Raw genomic sequence first — 22357 nt, 5'->3', positions numbered from 1 at the left:
GTGAGGGGTGCCGGGCGCCGGTCGGTTGTCAGTGGTCTTTGGTAGGAATACAGGCGTGAGCAGCGAGAACGAACCGGCGGACGGTGACGCGCAGGACGCGCCACCGGAGCAGCTCGCGCTCATCCGGGAGAGCGTGCGCCGGGCGAAGGCACCCCGGGCCAAGCCGCGGACCTGGCGCGGAGCCGCGCTCGCCAAGGAGCTGCCCGTCGCCCGGGTCCTCGTCGACAAGGGCGTCCTCCATCTCGACCGGTACTTCGACTACGCCGTGCCCGAGGAGCTGGACGCCGACGCCCAGCCCGGCGTGCGGGTGCGGGTGCGCTTCGGTGCCGGGCGGCACCGGGTGCGGGACGGGCGGCGCGAGGGCGGGGGCCTCATCGACGGTTTCCTGATCGAGCGGCTCGCCGAGTCCGACTACTCCGGGCCGCTCGCCGCGCTGGCCCAGGTCGTCTCGCCGGAGCGGGTGCTCGACGAGGAGCTGCTGGGCCTCGCGCGGGCGGTCGCCGACCGGTACGCGGGCAGCCTCGCCGACGTGCTGCAGCTCGCCGTACCTCCACGCAACGCGCGCGCCGAGAAGCGGGCCTCGCCCGCCCCTCCGCCCCCGCCGCCGGTGCCCGAGCCGGGCACCTGGGCGCGGTACGAACAGGGGGCCGTCTTCGTCGCGGCCCTCGCCTCCGGAGCAGCGCCGCGCGCGGTGTGGAACGCCCTGCCGGGGCCGTGGTGGAGCGAGGAGCTGGCGCGGGCCGTCGCGGCGACGCTGGCCTCGGGCCGGGGCGCGCTCGTGGTCCTGCCGGACGGCCGGGCGGTCGCCCGCGTCGACGCCGCGCTGACCTCCTTGCTGGGCGAGGGGCGGCACGCGGTGCTCACCGCCGACGCGGGACCCGAGAAGCGGTACGCGCAGTGGCTGGCGGTGCGCCGCGGGGCCGTGCGGGCCGTCGTCGGGACCCGTGCCGCCATGTTCGCGCCGGTGCGGGACCTCGGGCTGGTCGCCCTGTGGGACGACGGCGACGGCAGCCACAGCGAGCCCCACGCCCCGCAACCGCACGCGCGGGACGTGCTGCTGCTGCGCGCCGCCCAGGACCGGTGCGCCTTCCTGCTGGGCGCCTGGGGCTGCACCGTGGAGGCCGCCCAGCTGGTGGAGACCGGCTGGGCCCGGCCGCTGGTCGCCGGACGGGAGGAGGTGCGGTCCGCCGCCCCGCTCGTACGGACCGTGGGGGACGGGGACCTGGCGCGGGACGAGGCCGCCCGGGCCGCGCGGCTGCCGACCCTCGCCTGGCAGGCCGTCCGGGACGGACTGCGGCAGGGACCGGTGCTCGTGCAGGTGCCCCGGCGGGGCTACGTACCGAGAATGGCGTGTGCCGCCTGCCGGACGCCCGCGCGGTGCCGGCACTGCTCCGGGCCGCTGGAGGGCCAGAAGGCGGGGGCCGCGCTGCGCTGCGGGTGGTGCGGCCGCGAGGAGGGCGGATGGCACTGCCCGGAGTGCGGAGCCTTCCGCCTGCGTGCGCAGGTCGTGGGGGCGCGGCGTACGGCCGAGGAGCTGGGACGGGCGTTCCCGGCCGTGCCCGTGCGCACCTCGGGACGCGAGCATGTGCTGGACACCGTGTCCGAGGCTCCCGCCCTCGTCGTGAGCACCCCGGGTGCCGAGCCCGTCGCGGAGGGCGGCTACGCGGCGGCCCTGCTGCTCGACGGCTGGGCGATGCTCGGACGGCCCGACCTGCGTGCGGGCGAGGACGCGTTGCGGCGCTGGTTGGCCGCCGCCGCGCTGGTGCGCCCGCAGAGCGCCGGGGGCACCGTCGTCGCGGTCGCCGAGCCGACCCTGCGGCCGGTGCAGGCGCTGGTGCGCTGGGATCCCGTCGGCCATGCGGTGCGGGAGCTGGCCGAGCGGGCCGAGCTGGGCTTTCCGCCGGTGTCGCGGATGGCGTCCGTGGCGGGCCCGCCCCAGGCGGTGGCCGGCTTCCTACGCGCCGTGGAGTTGCCGGGGGAGGCCGAGGTGCTCGGTCCGGTGCCGCTGCCGGTCACGTCCGCGGGGCGCCCTCGGCGGGTGGGCGCTCCACCGCCGGGGGAGCAGTGGGAGCGGGCGCTGGTCCGGGTGCCGCCGGGGCGCGGGGCGGCGCTGGCGGGCGCGCTGAAGGCCGCCCAGGCGGCGCGGATGGCGCGGGGGAGCGAGACGGCGGTGTGGGTGCGGATCGATCCGCCCGACATCGGGTGAGGCGCGCAGCGGGGACGCGTGGTCGGGTCCGTGGAGGAGGGCGGGGCCTGCGGCGGGGAGGGGGCGGGGGGCGGGTGCGGGTGCGGCCCGTGCCGTGGAAGGTCGCCTGAGGCGCGAGGCACGGGTCGCGAGGCGCAGGGGAGTGGGCGGGGTGTGGTCCCGGGCCAGCGGCGGGGTGGCGGTTTGTGGCCTGTGGCGCGGAAGGGCCGTTGAGGCTCGCGGCGCGGGGGAGTGAGCGGGATGCGATCCCGGCTCGCGGCGGGGGAGAGGGGGGCGGAGCGCGCCTCCCTGCCCGCAGAGTGGGAGGGAGGCAGCGTGGGGCGTGCGCGGACGGGAGCCCGCCGTCCCCCCGAGTGAGGCGGGAGGGCGGGGGCCGTCGCGGTTCAGCCGTTGCGCGGGCCGGGGAAGGTGGGCGGCCGGACGTCCTCGCGCAGGGCCTGGCTGCCCGCCGTCGGCTGGGTCGGCATGGAGCGGGCGGCAGGGACCGTGGGCACGGCGGGCAGACCGGAGCCCGCGTTGACCGCGCGGGCGGCGCCCGCCGCCTCCGGTGCGGGCTCGGGGACCTCGACGGCGGGCGCCGCCTGGGCCGCGGCGCGGCGGGAGCCGTAGCGGCGGTGCACCGCCTGCTTGGTGACACCGAGTGCGGAGCCCACCGCGTCCCACGAGAAGCCGAGCGAGCGGTCGAAGTCCACGGCGGCCGTGACCAGCGTCTCGACACTGTCCCGCAGCTCCTGGGCGAGACGGACCGTCGGAGCGGGGGCGCGTCCGTAGACGACGAAGCCCGTGGAGGGGCCGGAGCGGCGCGGGCGGTAGACGTTGCCCAGCTGGGCGGTGAGGGTGCGCAGTGCGTCCACCTGCCGGCGGACCCGCTCGATGTCCCGCACCAGCAAGTGCAGGCTGGCCCGAGCCTGGGCGTCGTGGGTTGCGTGGTCGGCCATGAACAAGCCTCTCGAACCGGCGTTGCAAGGGATCGGGCCGCGCGGGCGGTCCGGTGGTCAACTCTTCCTTGACCAACGCGTGGGCGCTCCGCTGGTCACGGGGTGGGGCGCGGCGGCATATGCGTGCGCCGTACGGTGGCCTGTGCGCCTCGGCCCTCGGCCTGCGGTTCCTCTCCCGCCCGTGCGCCCCCGCCTCCCCGCCGTCCGTGGGGACGGGCCCCTGCCGTCGTCGTGCCACGCCGTCGGCGGACTCCGGCCCGGGCCGGGCTCGTAGACTGGTGCGCCGCCCAGCAACCACCCTCGCCCGAGAGGCCCGTCCCACCCATGAAGCTCGTCTTCGCCGGTACCCCCGAGGTCGCCGTTCCCGCCCTGGACGCCCTGATCGCCTCCGGGCGCCACGAGGTGGCCGCCGTCGTCACGCGGCCCGACGCTCCGGCCGGGCGCGGACGCCGGCTGGTCGCCTCTCCCGTGGCCGAGCGGGCGGAGGAGGCCGGGATCGAGGTGCTCAAGCCCGCGAAGCCGCGCGATGCCGCCTTCCTGGAGCGACTGCGCGAGATCGCGCCCGACTGCTGCCCGGTCGTCGCCTACGGGGCGCTGCTGCCCCGCGTCGCCCTCGACGTGCCCGCCCGCGGCTGGGTCAACCTGCACTTCTCGCTGCTCCCCGCGTGGCGCGGCGCCGCGCCCGTGCAGCACGCCCTGATGGCGGGCGACGAGATCACCGGCGCGTCCACCTTCCTGATCGAGGAGGGCCTCGACTCCGGCCCCGTCTACGGGACGGTCACCGAGGGCATCCGCCCCACCGACACCAGCGGCGACCTGCTGACCCGGCTCGCCTTCGCCGGTGCCGGACTGCTCGCGGCCACCATGGACGGCATCGAGGACGGCAGCCTGAAGGCCGTGCCGCAGCCGGCCGACGGCGTCACCCTCGCCCCGAAGATCGCCGTCGAGGACGCGCGGGTGGACTGGTCCGCCCCGGCGCTGCGCGTGGACCGGGTGGTGCGCGGCTGCACCCCCGCCCCCGGGGCCTGGACGACCTTCCGGGGCGAGCGGCTCAAGCTGGTGCAGGCCGTGCCCGTGCCCGACCGTACGGACCTCGCCCCCGGGCAGCTCGCCACCGGCAAGAACGACGTCCACGTCGGCACCGGTTCGTACGCCGTCGAGCTGGTGTGGGTGCAGGCCCAGGGCAAGAAGCCGATGCGGGCCGCGGACTGGGCGCGCGGGGCGCGGATCGCCGAGGGCGAGTCGCTCGGCGGCTGACCTCGGCCTCCGTATCACCGTCCGCCGGCCCGACGTACGCTGGTGGGCGCACGTCACCCCACACCCGGAGCACCTTTTTCGTGAGCGAGCAGCCTCGTCGTCCCCGCAAACCCGGCAAGCCGCACCGCAGGCCGCAGAAGGACCCCGTCCGTCTCCTCGCCTTCGAGGCGCTCAGGGCCGTGGACGAGCGGGACGCGTACGCCAACCTCGTCCTGCCGCCGCTGCTGCGCAGGGCGCGGGAGAAGGAGGGGCCGGAGAAGTTCGACGCCCGGGACGCCGCCCTCGCGACCGAGCTGGTGTACGGGACGCTGCGCAGGCAGGGCACGTACGACGCGATCATCGCCGCCTGTGTCGACCGGCCGCTGCGGGAGGTGGACCCGCCCGTCCTGGACGTGCTCGGTCTCGGCGTCCACCAGCTGCTCGGGACCCGTATCCCGAGCCATGCCGCCGTGTCGGCCTCCGTGGAGCTGGCGCGGGTCGTGCTCGGCGACGGGCGGGCCAGGTTCGTCAACGCCGTGCTGCGCAAGGTCGCGCGGGACGACCTCGACGGGTGGCTGGCGCGGGTCGCCCCGCCCTACGACGAGGACCCCGAGGACCACCTCGCCGTCGTGCACGCCCATCCGCGCTGGGTCGTCTCCGCGCTGTGGGACTCGCTCGGCGGTGGCCGGGCGGGCATCGAGGAGCTGCTGGCCGCCGACAACGAGCGGCCGGAGGTCACGCTGGTCGCCCGTCCCGGACGGGCGACGACCGACGAACTGCTCGTCGAGGAGGCCGCGGTGCCCGGCCGCTGGTCCCCGTACGCCGTGCGACTGAGCGAGGGCGGCGAGCCCGGGGCCGTCGACGCCGTGCGGGAGAACCGGGCCGGGGTGCAGGACGAGGGCAGTCAGCTCGTCGCGCTCGCGCTGGCGAACGCGCCCCTGGACGGGCCGGACCGCAGGTGGCTGGACGGGTGTGCCGGACCGGGCGGCAAGGCGGCGCTCCTCGGCGCGCTGGCCGCCGCACGGGGGGCCTTCCTGCTCGCCTCGGAGAAGCAGCCGCACAGGGCCGGGCTCGTGGCCAAGGCGCTGGACGGCAATCCGGGGCCGTACCAGGTCGTCACCGCCGACGGGACCCGCCCGCCCTGGCGGCCCGGCAGTTTCGACCGGGTCCTGGTCGACGTGCCGTGCACCGGACTCGGCGCCCTGCGCCGCCGTCCCGAGGCGCGCTGGCGGCGCCGTCCCGAGGACCTGGAAGGGTTCGCCCCGCTCCAGCGCGGGCTGCTGCGCAGCGCCCTGGAGGCGGTGCGGACCGGCGGTGTCGTCGGCTACGCGACCTGCTCGCCGCACCTCGCCGAGACCCGTGCCGTCGTCGCCGACGCGCTCAAGGAACACCCGGACACCGAACTGCTCGACGCCCGCCCGCTGCTGCCCGGCGTACCGGACCTGGGCGAGGGCCCGGACGTCCAGCTCTGGCCCCACCTCCACGGAACCGACGCGATGTACCTGGCCCTGATCCGACGCACCGCCTGACCCCGCACCGCGCGCGGCGGCGGAAACGGGCCCCGGAGAGGGCGGGGAACGGCGCGACCGGCCGCGCCCCGCCCGCACCGGGCCGGCGGCCGCGCCCTCCGGGACCGATGCCTCCCGCCCCCGCGGGGCATGGCAGGCTTGGGGCATGGCCGCGCAGATCAACCCCAGCATCCTGTCCGCCGACTTCGCCCGCCTCGCGGACGAGGCCAGGGCGGTGGAGGGAGCCGACTGGCTCCACGTCGACGTCATGGACAGCCACTTCGTCCCGAACCTCACGCTCGGCGTGCCGGTCGTCGAGTCGCTGGCCCGCGCGACGGACACCCCGCTGGACTGCCACCTGATGATCGAGGCCCCCGACCGCTGGGCGCCCCAGTACGTGGAGGCCGGCGCCGGTTCCGTCACCTTCCACGCCGAGGCCGCCGCCGCGCCGGTGCGCCTCGCCCGGGAGATCCGGGCCAAGGGCGCCCGCGCCTCCATGGCGCTCAAGCCCGCGACGCCGGTCGAGCCGTACGAGGATCTGCTGCCCGAGCTGGACATGCTGCTGATCATGACGGTTGAACCGGGCTTCGGCGGGCAGGCGTTCCTGGACATCATGCTCCCGAAGATCCGGCGCACCCGGGAGCTGATCAAGAAGCACGGGCTGGAGCTGTGGCTCCAGGTCGACGGCGGGGTGTCGGCGTCGACGATCGAGCGGTGCGCCGACGCCGGCGCGGACGTCTTCGTCGCGGGCTCCGCCGTGTACGGGGCGTCCGACCCGGCCGAGGCGGTACGTGCACTGCGCACGCAGGCCGAGTCGGTGACCGCCGAGGCGTCCTGGGCGTGCGACCACTGAGGAACAGAACGTGAACGGCTCCCATCAGGGCTGATCAAGCGCGCCGAATCTGCAAGGATGAACGGCGAATCCAGAGTGTGAACAGCAGTGAGGAGATCGCCGTGTCGGGTATGTCGGCGGGCCGTTCAGCGATGCGGATGGGACCCGCTGAGCTGGTCCAGGCGGCGGCCATGGCCCGCCGCTTCTACCTCGAGGGCAAGTCCAAGATCCAGATCGCGGAGGAGTTCGGCGTCAGCCGCTTCAAGGTGGCCCGGGTCCTGGAGACCGCCCTCGAGCGGGACCTTGTACGAATCGAGATCCGGGTGCCGGCCGAACTGGACGCCGAACGCTCGGACGCCCTGCGGGCCCGCTACGGCCTCAGGCACGCCGTCGTGGTGGAGTCCCCGGCCGACGCCGAGGAGACGCCCGACCCGGAGAACCTGGGAGAGGTGGCCGCCGACCTGCTCGGTGAGCTGGTCAACGAGGGCGACGTGCTGGGCCTGGCCTGGGGCCGGTCCACCATCCACATGGCGGCGGCGCTGGACCGGCTGCCGCCGTGCACGGTGGTGCAGCTGACGGGCGTGTACGACGCCGGGACCGCCGAGCGCGGGTCGGTCGAGGCCGTCCGCCGCGCGGCCCAGGTGTCGGGCGGTGACGCCCACCCCATCTACGGGCCGATGCTGCTGCCGGACGCGGCCACCGCGCAGGCGCTGCGCCACCAGACCGGGATCGCCCGGGCCTTCGAGTACTTCGACAAGGTCACGGTCGCCTGCGTCTCCATCGGCTCCTGGGAGCCGGGCATCTCGACGGTGCACGACATGCTCAGCGACGAGGAGCGCGCGCACTACGCCTCGCTCGGCGTCGCCGCCGAGATGTCCGCGCACCTCTTCGACGCCGAGGGGCGCCGGGTCGGGCGGGACCTGGGGGAGCGGTGCATCACGGTCAAGGCCGACCAGCTCCGCCGTATCCCCGAGGTCGTGGCGATCGCGGGCGGCCAGCGCAAGGCGGCGGCCATCGACGCGGTGCTGCGCTCCGGGCTGGTCACCAGCCTGGTGACGGACACGTCGGCCGCGGACTACCTGATGACGGCGGGCTCGGCGCCGAAGTCGACGCTGAACCGGACGGACCCGGACGGAGTCTGACGGTTCGGGCGGTCCGGGCGGGGCCGGTCCGGGCGGGAACGATCCGAACGGGGACGGCCCGGGCGGAGCCCGGCGGGCTCCCGGGAAGCGGAGGGGAGGGCGCGGTATGACGGAGGATCCCGCGGGACGGCTCGTGGTCACGCTGGACCTCGACGGGGTCACGGACAAGGCGGGCCTGATGGACCGCTGCGCCCGTGACCTGGCCCTGCCCGACCGGTTCGGCCGGGACTGGGACGCGCTCGCCGACGCGCTCGCCGCCCCCTCCGTCCGGCCCGGGGGGACGGCGGAGCGCGGACTGGTCCTCGTCGTACGGGGCTGGCGGGCGTACGCCGAGGCCCGGCCGGACGAGTGGGCCGTCGCCGAGGAGGTCTTCGCGGAGGCGACGGACCGAGGTCCGGGGCTCTTCGTCACCCTCGGCCCCGGCTGAGCCCTGGACGATCCTCCGAGAAGGTCTCCGTCCGGCCTGGATGATCTGCCCGGGGCTTCTCGGCCGCCGGCCGTGGGAGAATGAAGTACGTGCTCTTTCCCCCTGGCTGACCTGTCCGGGGGCCACCTCTGATCGACTGGGATGTGCAGCACGTGCGTTTCCTGAATGACATCCAGCCCTCGTACGACCTGACGTACGACGACGTGTTCATGGTGCCGAGCCGCTCCGCCGTCGGCTCCCGGATGGGCGTGGACCTCGGCTCCCCGGACGGCACGGGCACCACCATCCCGCTGGTCGTCGCCAACATGACCGCCATCGCGGGCCGCCGGATGGCCGAGACGGTGGCCCGGCGCGGTGGCCTCGTGGTCATTCCGCAGGACATCCCGATCGAGGTCGTCACCGACGTCGTCACCTGGGTGAAGAGCCGCCACCACGTACTGGACACCCCGATCGTGCTGGCCCCGCACCAGACCGTCGCCGACGCGCTGTCCCTGCTGCCCAAGCGGGCGCACAACGCCGGTGTCGTCGTCGACGGGGACGACCGGCCGGTCGGCGTGGTCACCGACGCCGACCTCACCGGTGTGGACCGCTTCACCCGGCTCGAGGAGGTCATGTCCAAGGACCCGATCCTCATCGACGCGGACATGGACCCGCGCGAGGCCTTCAACACCCTCGACGCCGCCAACCGCCGTTACGCGCCGGCCGTCGACAAGGACGGCCGCCTGGCCGGCATCCTCACCCGCAAGGGCGCCCTGCGCGCCACCCTGTACACCCCGGCCCTCGACGCGGACGGCAGGCTCCGCATCGCCGCCGCCGTCGGTATCAACGGCGACGTGGCGGGCAAGGCGAAGCAGCTGCTCGACGCGGGCGTGGACACCCTCGTCATCGACACCGCGCACGGCCACCAGGAGTCGATGATCGGCGCCGTCAAGCTGGTGCGCGACCTCGACCCGCGGGTCCCGATCGTCGCGGGCAACATCGTCTCCGCCGAGGGCGTGCGCGACCTGGTCGAGGCGGGCGCCGACATCATCAAGGTCGGCGTGGGCCCCGGCGCCATGTGCACCACCCGCATGATGACCGGCGTCGGCCGGCCGCAGTTCTCCGCCGTCCTGGAGTGCGCCGCCGAGGCGAGGAAGCACGGCAAGCACGTGTGGGCCGACGGCGGCATCCGCCACCCGCGCGACGTGGCGATGGCCCTCGCGGCCGGCGCGTCCAACGTGATGGTCGGCTCCTGGTTCGCGGGCACGTACGAGTCCCCGGGCGACCTCCAGCACGACGCCAACGGCCGGCCGTACAAGGAGTCGTTCGGCATGGCCTCCGCCCGCGCGGTGCGCAACCGCACCTCGGAGGAGTCGGCGTACGACCGGGCCCGCAAGGCGCTGTTCGAGGAGGGCATCTCCACCTCCCGGATGTTCCTCGACCCGACCCGCCCGGGCGTCGAGGACCTGATCGACTCGATCATCGCGGGCGTCCGCTCCTCCTGCACCTACGCCGGCGCCGCTTCCCTGGAGGAGTTCGCCGAGAAGGCCGTCGTCGGCATCCAGAGCGCCGCCGGCTACGCCGAGGGCAAGCCGCTGCACGCCAGCTGGAGCTGAGCACGCCCAGCCGTTCGCACGGCCCCCGACCGTCCCGTCGTCCGGGAGGGCCGGGGGCCGTGCTGCGTCCCGGGGCGGGCGTCCGCCGAGCGGGCCGCGTACCCACCAGGACACCTCCCGCCCGGGGCCCCGGACGGACCGGTGGTCCCGACCCGGCGCGGGCGGCCGGGGCGCGGGCGGAGGTGGCTGAGGCCCGGGTGGAGGCGGACGCGGTATGGGCGCAGATGGTCGGCCGCACGGGCGGTCGAGGGGCGGCCGGACAGGCGCTGACCAGGGGCGGACGACCGCGTCGTGACGCCGTACGCAACGCTTCACGACCCTCCGCGCAACGAACACGCGCCGCGCCCCGGCCAACGCAACGATCGTGCGGGAACGCGCAAGGTTGCTGCATTACCCGGACACCGCCCCCCTCGTAGTGTTCTGCGCTGTACGTGGCGTGGCGGGGACCCCGCTCGGTGGGTTCCCGCTCCTGCACGGGGGCGTCCGCCGGTCCCCGCCGCTCCAGAGGCCCGCCGGGAGCCCGCCCGCTCATCACCGGCGGTGCGACCGGCAGCGACAAAGGAGTCAACGCGTGCTCGACCAAGGCGCACCCCCGCACCACGACACACCGGCCACCCCGCCGTCCCCGGGCCTGGCCGCGCGCCTCATGCGCCGCAAGCCCGTGGAACGACTGGTGGCCGAGGGCGGCCAGGGCGAGGGCGGCAGCCTCCGCCGCTCCCTCGGCCTGTGGCAGCTCACGATGATCAGCATCGGCGCCACCCTCGGCACCGGCATCTTCGTCGTCCTCGGCGAGGCCGTCCCCAAGGCCGGGCCCGCCGTCACACTGTCCTTCGTCATCGCCGGTCTCACGGCGCTCTTCTCCGCCCTGTCCTACGCCGAACTGGCCGGGACCATCCCGGTCGCCGGGTCCTCGTACTCCTACGCGTACGCCACGATGGGCGAGCTGGTCGCATGGGTCTGCGGCTGGTGCCTGGTCCTGGAGTACGGCGTGTCGGTCGCCGCCGTCGCCGTCGGCTGGGGCGAGTACCTCAACGAACTGCTCGACGGCACCCTCGGCGTCACCGTCCCGGCCGTGCTGTCCGCCCCGCCGGGCGAGGGCGGCGTCTTCAACCTGCCCGCGCTGATCGTGGTGCTCCTGGCCATGACGTTCCTGCTGGGCGGTGCCCGCGAGTCCGCCCGCGCCAACACGATCATGGTCGTCGTCAAGATCGCGGCGCTGGTGCTGTTCTGCGCGATCGGCGTGCAGGGCTTCCGCTCCGGCAACTACGACGACTTCATGCCGCTCGGCATGGCCGGCGTCAGCGCGGCCGGCGCGACGCTGTTCTTCTCGTACATCGGCTTCGACGCCGCCTCCACCGCCGGTGAGGAGGCGAAGAACGCCCAGCGCGACCTGCCCCGCGCGATCATGCTGTCCCTGGTCATCGTCACGGTGCTGTACGTCCTCGTCGCGGCCGTCGCCGTCGGCGCCAGGCCCTGGCGGAGCTTCACCGACTCCGAGGCGTCCCTCGCCCAGATCATGACCGACGTCACCGGACAGGACTTCTGGGGCACCCTGCTGGCGTTCTGCGCCGTCATCGCCATCGCCAGCGTCGTCCTGACCGTGCTCTACGGCCAGACCCGCGTCCTGTTCGCCATGTCCCGCGACGGGCTCGTGCCCAAGGTGTTCTCCCGGGTCCACCCGAGGACCGGCGCGCCCCGCGCCAACACGCTGATCGTCTCCCTGTTCTGCGGTGTCCTGGCCGCCGCCATCCCGCTCGGGCAGCTCGCCGACGCCACCAGCATCGGCACCCTCTTCGCCTTCGCCCTGGTCAACGTGGCCGTCGTGGTGCTGCGCCGGACCCGCCCGGACATGCGCCGCACCTTCCGGGTGCCGCTGTCGCCGGTCCTGCCGGCCCTGGGCCTCGCCTTCTGCGTCTGGATGATGGGCAGCCTGTCCACCGTCACCTGGGTGGTCTTCGGTGTCTGGATGGCCGTCGGGCTCGTGTTCTACTTCGGGTACGGCCACCGCCGTTCCCGGCTCGCCGCCCCGGCCGCCCCGGAAGTCCCCAAGCCGCAGTAGTCCCGAAGCTCCAGTAGTCCCGAAGCTCCAGCAGCGACGGCAGCTCCAGAAGTGAAGTGAACCACCCGCAGTGCTGAACGATCTCGACGAACGCATCGTGCACGCCCTCGCCGAGGACGCCCGCCGCTCCTACGCGGACATCGGGCAGTCGATCGGCCTGTCCGCGCCCGCCGTGAAACGGCGCGTGGACCGGCTGCGCGCCACCGGAGCCATCACCGGATTCACCGTACGGGTCGACCCCGCCGCGCTCGGCTGGGAGACCGAGGGGTTCGTCGAGATCTTCTGCCGCCGCAACACCTCGCCCGAGACCATCCAGCGGGGCCTGGAGCGCTACCAGGAGGTCGTGGCCGCGTCCACCGTCACCGGTGACGCGGACGCGGTGGCCCAGGTCTTCGCCTCCGACATGCGCCACTTCGAGCGGGTCCTGGAGCGGATCGCCGGGGAGCCGTTCGTCGAGCGGACCAGGTCCGTGCTGGTGCTGTCGCCCCTGCTGCGGCGCTTCTCGTCGGGATCGCCCACGTAGTACGGCGATGCCCGCTCGCCCATCGGGCAGACCCCGGAGCCGGGCGCGCGCTAGCATCGGTGCCATGACCTGGCGACATTGATCCACCCGCCGCGCCTCCTGTCGAGGGCCGCCTCGGACGCCGTACCCCCGGTGTCCGATCCGCCCCTTCGGGAAGGCCTCATGACTCTCTCACCCGAGCGTGTCCCCGCCACCGCCGGTACCCGGCGGCTGACGCGCACGCTGTACGCGTCCGCGTTCTGCGAAGACTTCGTCCTGCTCTACCCGGTGTACGCGCTGCTGTTCAGCGACACCGGTCTCTCCGTCTGGCAGATCTCCTCCCTGTTCGCCCTGTGGTCGCTGACCAACGTGGTTCTGGAGGTGCCCTCCGGCGTCTGGGCCGACGCCGTCTCCCGGCGGCGGCTGCTGGTCCTCGGTCCGCTGCTCACCGCCGCCGGCTTCGCCCTGTGGGTACTCGTGCCGTCCTACGGCGCCTTCGCGGCCGGCTTCGTGCTGTGGGGCGCCGGCGGAGCCCTCGGCTCGGGGGCGCTGGAGGCGCTGGTCCACGACGAACTGGACCGGGTGGGCGCGGCGAGCCGGTACGCCCGCGTCATGGGCCGGGCGCGGGCGACCGGAATCGCCGCGACGATGACCGCGATGGGCCTGGCCGGTCCGGTCTTCGCCTGGGGCGGCTACGAGGCGGTGGGCGCCGCGAGCGTGCTGACCTGCCTGGCCGGGGCGGCCGTGGCGGCCCGGTTCCCCGAGCACCGCACACCGTCCGACGCCGGCGACCGCTGGACCGCGGCACTGCGCGCGGGACTCGCCGAGGCCCGCGGCGACCGTTCCGTGCGGGGCGCGCTGCTGCTCGTACCGGCGGTCACGGCGGTGTGGGGCGCGCTCGACGAGTACACGCCGCTGCTGGTGCACGAGACGGGAGTGGCGCAGCGGACCGTCCCGTGGCTGCTGCTGGTGATCTGGGCCGGTGCCACGGTCGGCAGTCTCCTGGCCGGTGCCGCCGAAGACCTGTCGACGACCGGGTTCGCGGCCCTGCTCACCGGCTCCGCGCTCGCCCTCGCGGTGGGCGCGGCGGCGGGCACCCCGCTCGCCCTGGTGCTGGTCGCGTTCGCCTTCGGGGGCTTCCAGCTGGCGACCGTGCTGGCCGACGCCCGCCTCCAGCGCCGTATCGACGCCACCGGCCGGGCCACGCTCACCTCCGTCGCGGGCCTGGCCACCGAGCTGGGCACCCTCACCACCTTCGGCGTCTACGCGGCGGCGGCCACGGTGACGGGGCACGGCACGGTGTTCGCCTGGTTCGCGGTGCCGTACCTGGTGACGGCGCTGCTGCTCGCCCCCACCGCCCGGACCGGGTCCGCGGCTGCCGGGGCACCTTCCCGAGACCGACGGCCCGCTTCCTGACCCGCCCGCCGGGGCGACCGCGCGGGGGCGAGCGGGAGGGCCGCGCGGCGAGCCGGCCCGCGGGTCGCCGGGGCCGGGTGGGCGGGGGGTGGTCCGGGGGCGGCGGGTCGCCGGGCCCAGTGGCCCGGGAGCGATTCGGCGGGGCCGAGTGACTGTGGGGGCGGTTCGGGGGCGGCAGGCCGCCGGGGTCCAGCGGCCCGGGAGCGGTCCGGGAGCGCGGTCCGGGGGCGGCGGTTGGTCGGGCCGCGCGGCTGCGGGAGTGGTCCGGGAGCGGTGGTGCGCAACGAATCGCCGCCGGGTGCGCGGCGGACGCAACGAAACGTTCACCACCGCGCAACGGGTGCCGCTTGTCCGGCCGAGTCCGCCGACCGTACCGTCTATCTGGCCCCCGACCCCCCTCCCACCGGTGAGGAACACGCATGCGTACCGCCCTGCTCCAGAGCTCCGGCCGGCCCGGCTCCACCGTCGAGAACCTCAAGGTCCTCGACGAGGCCGCGGGCCGGGCCGCCGCCGCGGGCTCCGGGCTGCTGGTCACCGCCGAACTGTTCCTCACCGGGTACGCGATCGGCGACGCCGTCGCCGCCCTCGCCGAGCCCGCCGACGGCGACTCGGCCGACGCGGTCGCGGAGATCGCCGGGCGCCACGGCCTCGCCGTCGCGTACGGCTACCCGGAGCGGGCCGGCGCGGACGTGTTCAACTCCGTCCAGCTGATCGCCGCCGACGGCAGCCGCCTGGCCAACTACCGCAAGACCCACCTCTTCGGCTGCTTCGAGCGCGACCACTTCACCCCCGGCGAACGGTCCGTCGTCCAGGCCCGGCTCGACGGGGTCACCGTCGGCCTGATGATCTGCTACGACGTGGAGTTCCCGGAGAACGTCCGCGCCCACGCCCTGGCCGGCACCGACCTGCTGCTCGTCCCGACCGCGCAGATGCACCCCTTCCAGTTCGTCGCCGAATCCGTCGTGCCGGTGCGGGCCTTCGAGAACCAGATGTACGTGGCGTACGTCAACCGCGTCGGCCGGGAGGGCGAGTTCGAGTTCGTCGGGCTGTCCGCACTCGCCGGACCGGACGGAACCGCCCGCGCCCGGGCCGGGCGGGCCGAGGAACTGGTCCTCGCCGACGTCGACCCGGCCTTCCTCGCCGCCTCCCGCGAGGCCAACCCGTACCTGGAGGACCGCCGCCCCGGTCTCTACGGGGCCCTCGTCCGAGTCCCGGGTCCCGCGCGCCCTCACCCCGTTCCACCTGTGCAAGGAGTCCGTACCCCATGACGTCCACCGTGCCCAACGCGATCGAGCACGCAGACGACCAGCAGCCGCCGATCACCATGTTCGGTCCGGACTTCCCGTACGCGTACGACGACTACCTCGCCCACCCGGCCGGTCTCGGCCAGGTACCCGCGACCGAGCACGGCACCGAGGTCGCCGTCATCGGCGGCGGCATGTCCGGCATCGTGGCCGCCTACGAGCTGATGAAGATGGGCCTCAAGCCCGTCGTCTACGAGGCCGACAGGATCGGCGGCCGGCTGCGGACCGTCGGCTTCGACGGCTGCGACCCGTCCCTGACCGCCGAGATGGGCGCGATGCGCTTCCCGCCCTCCTCCACCGCCCTGCAGCACTACATCGACCTGGTGGGACTGGAGACCCGGCCGTTCCCCAACCCCCTCGCCGAGGCGACGCCCTCGACCGTCGTCGACCTCAAGGGCGAGTCGCACTACGCCGAGACGCTCGACGACCTGCCGCAGGTCTACCGGGACGTGGCCGACGCCTGGGCCAGGTGCCTGGAGGAGGGCGCCGACTTCTCCGACATGAACCGCGCCCTGCGCGAGCGCGACGTCCCGCGCATCCGTGAGATATGGGCGCAGCTGGTCGAGAAGCTCGACAACCAGACCTTCTACGGCTTCCTCTGCGACTCCGAGGCCTTCAGGTCCTTCCGGCACCGCGAGATCTTCGGCCAGGTCGGCTTCGGCACGGGTGGCTGGGACACGGACTTCCCCAACTCCATTCTGGAGATCCTCCGCGTCGTCTACACCGAGGCCGACGACCACCACCGCGGCATCGTCGGCGGCTCCCAGCAGCTGCCGCTCCGGCTCTGGGAGCGCGAGCCGGACAAGATCGTCCACTGGCCGTACGGCACCTCGCTGAAGTCCCTGCACGTGGAAGGCGAGCCGCGCCCCGCGGTGACGCGCCTGGACCGCACCGCCGGCAACCGGATCACCGTGACCGACGCCGACGGGGACATCCGCACCTACCGGGCGGCGATCTTCACCGCCCAGTCCTGGATGCTGCTCTCGAAGATCGCCTGCGACGACTCGCTCTTCCCGATCGACCACTGGACCGCGATCGAGCGCACCCACTACATGGAGTCCTCCAAGCTCTTCGTACCCGTCGACCGGCCCTTCTGGCTGGACAAGGACGAGGAGACCGGGCGGGACGTCATGTCGATGACGCTCACCGACCGCATGACCCGCGGCACCTACCTCCTGGACGACGGCCCGGACAGGCCCGCCGTCATCTGCCTCTCGTACACCTGGTGCGACGACAGTCTGAAGTGGCTGCCGCTCTCCGCGAACGAGCGGATGGAGGTCATGCTGAAGTCGCTCGGCGAGATCTACCCGAAGGTCGACATCAGGAAGCACGTCATCGGCAACCCGGTGACGGTCTCCTGGGAGAACGAGCCCTACTTCATGGGTGCGTTCAAGGCCAACCTGCCCGGTCACTACCGCTACCAGCGGCGCCTGTTCACGCATTTCATGCAGGAGGACCTGCCCGAGGACAAGCGGGGCATCTTCCTCGCCGGCGACGACGTCTCCTGGACGGCCGGCTGGGCCGAGGGAGCCGTCCAGACCGCGTTGAACGCCGTCTGGGGCGTCATGCACCACTTCGGCGGGACGACCGACGCGACCAACCCCGGACCGGGCGACGTCTACGACGAGATCGCGCCGGTCGAGCTTCCCGAGGACTGACCCGGGAGGGGGCCCGCGGGGCCGCGGACCCGCGCCCGGCCGCCCCGGCCTCTCGTCCCCCTCGGCGGCCGTGTCCGCCGGCTCCCCGGACTCCCCGCGCGGAGCCTCCCGGGGGCGCCCCCGCGCGGAGCGCCCGGGACCGATGAGGATCTCGTCCAGGCCGGTCCCGGCCGCGTCGCCCGCCGTCCGGCCGCCGCCCGCCGGCGTCTGCGCGCGTGGACGGCGAGGTCCGTCCGCCCACCGTACGGCCGTCACGGGGCGCGCCGGGAAGCACGGTCGGATCAGTCCGGCAGGGGCGTGAGCAGCAGCCGCGCCGCGAAGCCGACCGCCGCGTCCAGCCGCTCCGCGAACTCCCCGGCGACGTCCGGGAGCCGGCGCAGGGCCCACAGGGCGCGGGCCGCGGCCCAGGTCGCGTCCCGGGCGTGGTCCAGGCTCCAGGAACCGAGCAGATGCGTCAGCGGGTCGGCGACCCGGAGGAGGTCGGGGCCCGGCATCAGCTCGTCGCGGATGCGCTCCTCCAGCGACAGGAGGAGACCGCCCACCCGGTCGAACTCGTCCTCCAGCTCGACGGGATCGCAGTCGAGCGTACGACAGGTGTCCACCACCGCCAGCGCGAGATCGTGACCGATGTGCGCGTGGACGCCCGCCAGCGCGAACTGCAGCGGCCGTACGCCGGGATGGCGGCGGAACTGGAACAGGGGCCGCCAGCACGCGGGCGGCCGCTGCCCCTCCTCCAGCGCGTCGACGGCCGCCAGGTAGCGCTCCGCGAACCGCACGTCCAGCGCGTTCGCGGCCCGGCCGTCCGCGAACCGGCCGTCGTCGGGGCGCCGGCCGGCCGCCCCGGTGACGGTCAGGTAGACGCGGTTGAAGACCGCCACCCCGTCCCGGGCGGGCAGCGCCGCGTCGAGGGCGCGCATCCGGGCGAGGACCGAGTCCACCGTCCGGACGGCCACCGGTACTTGTTCGCAGTGCGCCATGGCGGCAGGGTCCCAGCTTTAGGCTGGCCGGAGTGCCGGCGGGCCCGACGCTTCCCCATAACGGGGGAACGCGCCCGCCGCGCGTGGGAGGGGGAACCGTACGTGTCAGGCCTTCGTGCCCGGCGCCTGGCCGCTCGCAGGGCGGAACGCAGGCGTACCGCCCGCCGCGGCGCCATGGTCGCGGCGGCGTCCGTCGTGGTCGTGATGGGCGCCGTGACCGGCATGCTGTCCGCGCTCGACGACGGCGGCGGCGGCGCGGACGAGGCACGGCCGGAGGTGACGCGGTCGCCGCGACCGCCCTCCCCGTCCCTCGTGCCGTCCCCGTCCCCGTCCTCGGCTCCGTCGGTGACACCGTCGGCCGGCGCCTCGCCGTCGCCGTCGGCGAAGAAGGCGGGCTCCGGCCCCTCGCCGCAGAAGAGGCCCGCGAAGAAGGCGCCCCCGAGCGCGGAAACCGCCACCCGGCTCTACCGCCACCCCGAGTCCCAGGTACTCGACTGGGTCCGGTCCCACCCCGACGATCCGCGCCAGGACGTCATCGGCTCCCGGATAGCCGGCCATCCGGCCGCCGTGTGGTTCGCCGACCACACCCCCGCGACCATCACCTCCCGGGTCCGGGCCGTCACGTCCGGGGGCGCCGCGGAGGGCCGGGTGCCGGTCGTCGTGCCGTACGCGATACCCGGCCGCGACTGCGGTGGCCACAGCGAGGGCGGGGCGCCCCACCTTGGTGCCTACGACGCCTGGATCGAGCGGTTCGCCGCCGGACTCGGCTCCGGTGACGTCATCGTCGTGCTGGAGCCCGACTCGGTCGCCCAGGCGGAGTGCCTGTCCGCCGGTGAGCGCGCCGACCGCTTCGCCTCGCTGGCCCGGGCGGGCAGGGTGCTGAAGGAGGCCAACCCGAACGCCCGGGTCTACTTCGACGCGGGGCACTCGGGCTGGCACGCGCCCGCCAAGCAGGCGGGCTGGCTGAAACAGGCCGGCGCCGCCTCGGCCGCCTCCTCCGACGGTGTCTTCAGCAACGTCTCCAACTTCCACGCCACCGCCGACGAGGTCGCCTACGACCGCGCCGTCCTCGACGCCCTCGGCGGCCCCGCGAGCCTCGGTGCCGTCATCGACACCAGCCGCAACGGCAACGGCGCCCCGCCCGACGGCGAGTGGTGCGACCCGGACGGCCGCACACTGGGCCGCGCACCGACGCTGAACACCGGCTCGGAGCGCATCGACGCCTACCTGTGGGTCAAGCTGCCGGGGGAGTCGGACGGCTGCAGAGGCGAGCCGGGCACCTTCACGCCGTCCTACGCCTACGACTTGGCGCGCTGAGCCCCGTCGCCGCCGCCGGGCCTCTCGTCGTGCGAGGCCCCGGCCCCCCGGTCGTACGACGACGTGCCCTCGTCGAGCAGCGGCTGCTGCGTCTTGAGGTGGGCCGGGGCGAAGGCCCGCAGCGCGTGGTAGCCGGTGATGACCACCACGGTGCCGAGCGCGATGCCGCTGAGCGAGAAGGTGTCGGTGAACTCCATGCTGACGTTGCCGACGCCGATGATGATGCCCGCCGCGGCCGGCACCAGGTTCAGCGGGTTGCGCAGGTCCACCTTGGCGTTGACCCAGATCTGCGCGCCGAGCAGGCCGATCATGCCGTAGAGGATGACGGTGATGCCGCCGAGGACGCCGCCGGGGATCGCGGCCACCACCGCGCCGAACTTGGGGCAGACGCCGAAGAGGAGGGCGAAGCCCGCGGCGGCCCAGTAGGCGGCTGTCGAGTAGACGCGGGTCGCGGCCATCACGCCGATGTTCTCGGAGTACGTGGTGTTGGGCGGACCGCCGACCGCGGTGGACAGCATCGAGCCGACGCCGTCCGCGGAGATCGCCGTGCCCAGCTTGTCGTCGAGCGGGTCGCCGGTCATCTCGCCGACCGCCTTGACGTGCCCGGCGTTCTCCGCGACGAGCGCGATGACGACGGGCAGGGCGACCAGGATCGCCGACCACTCGAAGCTCGGTCCGTGGAAGGCCGGCAGGCCGATCCAGTCGGCCTGGCCCACGGCGGAGAGGTCCAGCCGCCAGTGGTCGGTGAGCTTGCCGCTGCCGTCCACCGAGTGGATTCTCCCGAAGACCCGGTCGAGGGCCCAGGAGAGGACGTAGCCGAAGACCAGCCCCAGGAAGATCGCGATCCGGGACCAGAAACCGCGCAGGCAGACCACGGCCAGACCGGTGAACAGCATCACCAGCAGCGCCGTCCACTGGTCCTGCGGCCAGTAGGTGGAGGCGGTGACCGGGGCCAGGTTGAAGCCGATCAGCATCACCACCGCGCCGGTGACGATCGGCGGCATCGCGGCGTGGATGATCCGCGCCCCGAACCGCTGCACGGCGAGACCCACCAGGAACAGCGCGGCGCCGACGACCAGCACCGCGCCGGTGACCGTGGCACTGGTGCCGCCCTGGGCGCGGATCACCGCGGCGACGCCGACGAAGGAGAGCGAGCAGCCCAGATAACTGGGCACCCGGCCGCGGGTGGCGAGCAGGAAGATGACGGTCGCCACGCCCGACATCATGATCGCGAGGTTGGGGTCCAGGCCCATCAGGACCGGAGCCACGAAGGACGCCCCGAACATGGCCACCACGTGCTGGGCGCCGAGCCCGGCCGTACGGGGCCACGAGAGCCGTTCGTCGGGGCGGACCACCGCTCCGGGTGCGGGCGTGCGCCCGTCACCGTGCAGCTTCCAGCGCACGCCGAGGTCCATGGTGAGGTTTCGCTTTCTCTGTACTGAGGACTGTCCGGACCATTGTCAGGGGTGCCCGGCCGTGCCACTGACCTGCACCTTCCCGAAAGAGCATGCTGAGCGTCCGCTTAGGATGGAGGGGATCGTCCGTTCATCAGCACCACCGCGCACCATCCAGGAGCCCGCCGTGACCACCGAAGCCCCCACCGACCCCGCCCTCTCCCACGGCCGGCTCGTCCCCGTCACCGTCCACTTCGACGACCTGGACGCACTCGGCCTGCTGCACAACGCCCGTTATCCCGTGATGGTCGAGCGGGCCTGGGCCGGGCTGTGGACCGAGTACGGGTTCCGCTTCGAGGGCGACTGGGCGGCGGCCGGCGACGCCTGCAACGCGGTCAAGGAACTGACCATCACGTACGAGGCGCCGGTCACCCGGCCGGGTGCGTACGCCGTCCACCTCTGGCTGGACCGGCTCGGCACGACCGGGCTGACCTACGGTTTCCGGTTCTGCTCGGCGGACGGCGCCACCACGTACGCCCGCGGCACCCGGGTGCTGGTCCGGCTGGACTCCGAGACGCTGCGTCCGGCGCCGTGGAGCGACACCTTCAGGACTGCCGGCCGGGCACTCCTGCGGTCGACGGACTGATCTTCGGGCGGTCCCGGTCCCCGGCGCGCAGCACCTTCGCGAACACCACCAGACAGCAGGTCAGCGCGGTCACCAGGCCGAAGGACACCACCAGGCTGGTCACCTCGGCCAGGCCGCCGATCGCGCTCGGCGCGACCAGGCCCGAGGTGTAGGTGATGGTGGCGACGCCCGCGATGGCCAGGCTGGGGTTGGAGCCGGCGCGCCCGGCCGCGGCGAAGCACAGTGGCACGACCACGGCGATGCCGAGGCCCATCAGCGCGAAGCCGGTCATCGCCACCGCCGGATGCCCCCCGAGGACGATGAGCAGACCGCCGAGGGCGGCCAGCACACCGCTCACCCGGACCGTGCGCACCGCGCCGAACCGGTCCACCACCTTGTCGCCGGCGAACCGGGCCAGGGCCATGGTGAGCGTGAAGCCCGTGGTGCACGCCGCCGCCAGGCCGGCCGAGGTCTCCAACTCGTCCCGCAGGTAGACCGCGGACCAGTCCAGGCTCGCGCCCTCCGCGAACACCGCGCAGAACCCGACCGCCCCGATCAGCAGCGCCGACCGGGGCGGCAGCGCGAACCTCGGCGGCGGGTCCTCGTCCTCGGCGGGCTGGAGGTCCAGCACCCAGGTGCAGGCGACCAGGCCCGCCACGGTCAGCACCGCGGCGGCCAGGACGTGGTGCAGCCGGGCGTCCGAGCCCAGGTGGGCGGCGAGTGTGCCGGCCGCCGAGCCGATCAGGGCGCCCGCGCTCCACATGCCGTGCAGACCGGACATGATCGACTTGTCGAGCCGGTTCTCGACCTCCACACCGAGCGCGTTCATCGCCACGTCCGACATGCCCGCCGTGGCGCCGTAGACGAACAGGGCGAAGCAGAGGGTGAGCAGGTTCGGCGCGAGGGACGGCAGGACCAGTGCCAGGGTCCACAGGGCCAGCAGCCCGCGCAGGGCGGTGCGGGCGCCGAAGCGGTGGCTGACGCTGCCGGCCAGCGGCATGGCGACGGAGGCGCCGAGCGCCGGGAAGGCGAGCGCGAGTCCCAACTGGCCGGCGCTCACCCCGGCGTGGTCCTGGATCCACGGCACCCGGGTCGCGAACGAGCCGGTGACGGCGCCGTGCACGGCGAACACCGCCGCCACGGCGTGACGGGCACGCCTCACCTCGCGTCGCCCGTAGACCACTGTGCTCATGCTCGCATCCCCTCCGTCGGGCCTCGCCG

General features: G+C 74.3%; 18 protein-coding genes. 14 read left to right on the top strand and 4 right to left on the bottom strand.

The features are described from left to right. Positions 1–55: 55 nt before the first annotated feature. Positions 56–2206, top strand: a complete 2151-nt coding sequence (locus tag ACVV2G_RS13545) for a primosomal protein N' (RefSeq protein ID WP_453842928.1) — start codon at positions 56–58, stop codon at positions 2204–2206. 383 nt (positions 2207–2589) lie between these two features. On the opposite strand, the gene ACVV2G_RS13540 is transcribed toward ACVV2G_RS13545, so the two are convergent. Beyond that, positions 2590–3144, bottom strand: a complete 555-nt coding sequence (locus ACVV2G_RS13540) for a hypothetical protein (protein ID WP_453842927.1) — start codon at positions 3142–3144, stop codon at positions 2590–2592. A 324-nt stretch (positions 3145–3468) separates the two neighbouring features. Between ACVV2G_RS13540 and fmt the strand changes: the two genes are divergently transcribed. The 11 genes from fmt (at position 3469) to ACVV2G_RS13485 (ending at position 16823) form a co-directional block, all read left to right on the top strand. Beyond that, entirely contained in the window at positions 3469–4401 is a 933-nt protein-coding gene (gene fmt, locus ACVV2G_RS13535) for a methionyl-tRNA formyltransferase (RefSeq protein ID WP_453842926.1), read from the top strand. Positions 4402–4481: 80 nt separating this feature from the next. Then, entirely contained in the window at positions 4482–5909 is a 1428-nt protein-coding gene (locus ACVV2G_RS13530; protein WP_453842925.1) for an RsmB/NOP family class I SAM-dependent RNA methyltransferase, read from the top strand. 145 nt (positions 5910–6054) lie between these two features. Next, positions 6055–6741, top strand: coding sequence for a ribulose-phosphate 3-epimerase (gene rpe / locus ACVV2G_RS13525; protein ID WP_453842924.1), 687 nt, complete (start codon positions 6055–6057; stop codon positions 6739–6741). Between the two features lie 77 nt (positions 6742–6818). Next, positions 6819–7862: a sugar-binding transcriptional regulator gene (locus ACVV2G_RS13520; protein ID WP_453842923.1), complete on the top strand. Its 1044-nt coding sequence runs from the start codon at positions 6819–6821 to the stop codon at positions 7860–7862. A gap of 106 nt (positions 7863–7968) precedes the next feature. Next, complete coding sequence (locus ACVV2G_RS13515) at positions 7969–8289, top strand: barstar family protein (protein ID WP_453842922.1); 321 nt, start codon at positions 7969–7971, stop codon at positions 8287–8289. A gap of 152 nt (positions 8290–8441) precedes the next feature. Continuing rightward, entirely contained in the window at positions 8442–9884 is a 1443-nt protein-coding gene (locus tag ACVV2G_RS13510) for a GuaB1 family IMP dehydrogenase-related protein (RefSeq protein WP_453842921.1), read from the top strand. A 571-nt stretch (positions 9885–10455) separates the two neighbouring features. Next, complete coding sequence (locus ACVV2G_RS13505) at positions 10456–11943, top strand: amino acid permease (protein WP_453842920.1); 1488 nt, start codon at positions 10456–10458, stop codon at positions 11941–11943. A gap of 70 nt (positions 11944–12013) precedes the next feature. Then, the gene (locus ACVV2G_RS13500) at positions 12014–12466 is read left to right on the top strand and encodes an Lrp/AsnC family transcriptional regulator (RefSeq protein ID WP_453842919.1); all 453 of its coding nucleotides are present in this window, start codon (positions 12014–12016) and stop codon (positions 12464–12466) included. Between the two features lie 162 nt (positions 12467–12628). Then, positions 12629–13861 (top strand): MFS transporter, encoded by a 1233-nt coding sequence (locus ACVV2G_RS13495; protein WP_453842918.1) that lies wholly within the window; start codon positions 12629–12631, stop codon positions 13859–13861. 419 nt (positions 13862–14280) lie between these two features. Beyond that, positions 14281–15129, top strand: coding sequence for a carbon-nitrogen hydrolase family protein (locus tag ACVV2G_RS13490; protein WP_453842917.1), 849 nt, complete (start codon positions 14281–14283; stop codon positions 15127–15129). Next, positions 15126–16823, top strand: a complete 1698-nt coding sequence (locus ACVV2G_RS13485; RefSeq protein ID WP_453842916.1) for a flavin monoamine oxidase family protein — start codon at positions 15126–15128, stop codon at positions 16821–16823. The genes ACVV2G_RS13490 and ACVV2G_RS13485 overlap by 4 nt, the downstream gene beginning before the upstream one ends. A gap of 281 nt (positions 16824–17104) precedes the next feature. On the opposite strand, the gene ACVV2G_RS13480 is transcribed toward ACVV2G_RS13485, so the two are convergent. After that, a complete protein-coding gene (locus tag ACVV2G_RS13480; protein ID WP_453842915.1) occupies positions 17105–17800 on the bottom strand; it encodes a DUF5995 family protein in 696 nt (231 codons plus the stop codon). 174 nt (positions 17801–17974) lie between these two features. On the opposite strand from ACVV2G_RS13480, the gene ACVV2G_RS13475 reads away from it, so the two are divergent. Further along, the gene (locus tag ACVV2G_RS13475; RefSeq protein ID WP_453843087.1) at positions 17975–19117 is read left to right on the top strand and encodes a glycoside hydrolase family 6 protein; all 1143 of its coding nucleotides are present in this window, start codon (positions 17975–17977) and stop codon (positions 19115–19117) included. Here the strand turns inward: ACVV2G_RS13475 and ACVV2G_RS13470 are convergent. Next, positions 19099–20532: a uracil-xanthine permease family protein gene (locus ACVV2G_RS13470; RefSeq protein ID WP_453842914.1), complete on the bottom strand. Its 1434-nt coding sequence runs from the start codon at positions 20530–20532 to the stop codon at positions 19099–19101. The genes ACVV2G_RS13475 and ACVV2G_RS13470 overlap by 19 nt on opposite strands. Before the next feature lie 166 nt (positions 20533–20698). Here ACVV2G_RS13470 and ACVV2G_RS13465 point away from each other — a divergent pair, with 166 nt between their 5' ends. Continuing rightward, positions 20699–21157 (top strand): acyl-CoA thioesterase, encoded by a 459-nt coding sequence (locus ACVV2G_RS13465; RefSeq protein WP_453842913.1) that lies wholly within the window; start codon positions 20699–20701, stop codon positions 21155–21157. On the opposite strand, the gene ACVV2G_RS13460 is transcribed toward ACVV2G_RS13465, so the two are convergent. Further along, positions 21117–22328 (bottom strand): MFS transporter, encoded by a 1212-nt coding sequence (locus ACVV2G_RS13460; RefSeq protein WP_453842912.1) that lies wholly within the window; start codon positions 22326–22328, stop codon positions 21117–21119. The two genes, ACVV2G_RS13465 and ACVV2G_RS13460, sit on opposite strands and share 41 nt — an antisense overlap. Positions 22329–22357: the final 29 nt, after the last annotated feature.

Source organism: Streptomyces sp. JK94 (genome assembly GCF_053613315.1).
Note: the sequence above shows the minus strand (reverse complement) of the source record. Positions and strands in the feature narration are given on the sequence as shown.